The organism is Endozoicomonas sp. YOMI1 (assembly GCF_024606345.1).
In the GTDB taxonomy this organism is placed as follows: domain Bacteria; phylum Pseudomonadota; class Gammaproteobacteria; order Pseudomonadales; family Endozoicomonadaceae; genus Endozoicomonas.
Map to the genome: position 1 here is coordinate 1 of NZ_JAHHPM010000193.1, position 2,503 is coordinate 2,503.

At 47.3% G+C, this 2,503-nt stretch carries 2 protein-coding genes; both read left to right on the forward strand.

Annotated features, from left to right (window positions below):
- The coding region (locus KDK15_RS06835; protein WP_257294620.1) for a hypothetical protein at window positions 1-216 on the forward strand (216 nt) is incomplete at its 5' end.
- A gap of 63 nt (window positions 217-279) precedes the next feature.
- Window positions 280-2,503: hypothetical protein (locus KDK15_RS06840; protein WP_257294621.1), on the forward strand; the 2,224-nt coding region annotated here is incomplete at its 3' end.

Consider the following 2,503-nt stretch of genomic DNA (forward strand, 5'->3'; position numbering starts at 1 on the left):
TCTGAACTGGAGCAGATGCTCCGGCAGCCGGACTCTCCGGGTGCCCGTCTGCTCAAGGAACGCGGGTATGCAGTGAAGTCGTATGCACATGACGGGAAAATTATTTACCAAATGGTGTCCAATTCCAGACTTGCAAGGGACTCTTTGCTGCTGCCACCAGAGTATCATGACGAGGCCACTGACCCGTTGCCGACAAGCCACGTTCCTGTTACCTAAAACATCAATAGACACTCTAAAACAACAATAACAGTCGGATACGATTACAAGGAGATCATTGATATGTCCATACCTCAGCAGGGAGCAGGCGTTGGTTCGCCGGTATTTAATGAACCACAATCTGCAGGTGACATTTATCACCCTGTTAAAGCATTAAACAGTCAGTTTGCCGGGATGATGGTCCGTGTTGTCAATGCGTCAAAAGAAGCCGGTTCCGGAGATCAATACAGACCGGTGAGTTTATTGCGCCGGGGTTCCCGATATGCGGTAACCACTCACCATAAGCGCTTTGATGAGTTTCTGATGGGATCAGACCGGATTCTTACTATTCTGAAACCTGAACGCGGGTGCGATATGCGCTGGGCTTTTAAACAAGATGTTGCTTCAGATGCCAATGGAGAACCCCAACATTTGCACTTGAAAGGTATTATCAAGAAAATTACCAGTTGGGATGTGTTAATAACGAAAATGGATGAGTGGGAACTCAGATGGAATTCGTTATTTGACGGATTATCTTTTAGATTATCCTCAGGTCACATTGGCAAGAATGGCTATTTACTCCACCAGCCGCATCCCACATTCAGTGAGAAAACTGGCAAATATCCCGAGATTATCTGTCAAATTAATTTTGACCGCATGCACTATGGCTATCTTCTTGACTTTGGCAGGGAGCTTTCTTTTCGTCGTATTGAAGAAGTTATGGGCAATATCCTGACGCTTGAGCAAAAGAAAGGTAACCTGTCCGGTGGTGAGTTTCGAGAACCGGTTAAGCTATGCCTGTTCAACAGCTTTCAGGGCGTGGTGTCTCCCCCGGTGAAACTCAGCCGTGCCCAGGTCCAACAGCTGCAGAACCACGCCCATGCTTTCTCCCGATATGGATGCGTCATTGGTCATGAGCATAACCTTTACCAGTTATTGAGCCAGTCCGGCTGTGATCGATTCCTGACGCTGCTGGAAAATATCCCGAAGCAGGTCAGCACCGTGGCTGAAGAGGTTGAAGGAGATAGTATTGATACCAGCGTCCTTCTGACAGCCATCCAGCACTATGATTCAGCAAAATTCATGACCTCACTTTCAGCCCTTAATGACAGGGTCAAAAGTACGGTCGGTTTACCAAATCTATTGTTGGAGGCTTTGATCAGGCGGCGCCCGATAAAAGAACATTTTCCCGGAATCATATATAACGGGGAAGATAATACTTACGAACAACATCGCGTCAAACTCAGCTGGGATTACCTCCTGCAGCAAACCAAATCCGACTTTGCGGCACAAGCTGTTATTTGTCGGGAGCTATTAAAACACAAATTGTTTGTACCATTATTATTAGGGTCACCACATTGTTCAGGAGTCTCCTTCAGTAATCCGTTGGTGTGTTGTCTTCTGATCGCACACGGCACAAGAGTCCATCTCACTGAATACTTGAACTTGCCTGACTGTACCTTGTTAATATTTGCCACACATTTTCGCAGGGCGAATCTGCTGACAGCAGATGAAGCCGATATCATACGACACGAGATGCTGTGGTCACTTCTTTGCGATAGTCCCGACGGCCCCGTTACTGATCCTGACGAGATTATCAGTCGCTTGTCGACCCTAAAGGAGATATTGCTCCGGTATCAGGACCTCTACCAAAGAACGTTCAATAGTATCAATCTTCATCAGATGATCGATGAACTGATTGGCATAGAATTTTATCATCACTTTGTTGCGAACAATTATAATGACGGACGTGCAATCAAAGAATTCCTCGAAAAGCGATTATCAACTCGGCGCTACAGTAATGAAAAGTTACGTGAGTATTTAGAGCACAGTGCCACATTTAAATCATCGGTTGATAATACGGTTATTACTTTTCTGGGTAAGGGATATTACTTTCCTCATGCTGCTTCTGTGGTTCGGTTAAGAGAGCATGGAGAGAGTCAGCGTGACTGGCTGGAGACATTCCTGGCCTCCCCGCCGACCTTTGAGGGCTTTGAGGGCAGGGAAGACCTGCCTGATGGCCACTATGGGTTAATTACCCGGATTGTAGGTCAGCATTATTACCAGTTTCCCCATCCCAACAGGGCGCAAACCATCCTGGCGGAGGGCATACAACCCTTTTACCGCCAATGGCACGGACTGGATCACGCCCTGCGCACACAGCTGGCCACCGAGTTCCTGATGGATGAAAAGGTTTTGCCGCACTTTCATAAGCCATTCCGGGAGTTACTGCTGAAGCATCCTCAGTTGCGGGAGTTACTGCCCATTGCCGAACTCTACCACGATGCGGTCGCTGAAGATGAGCATA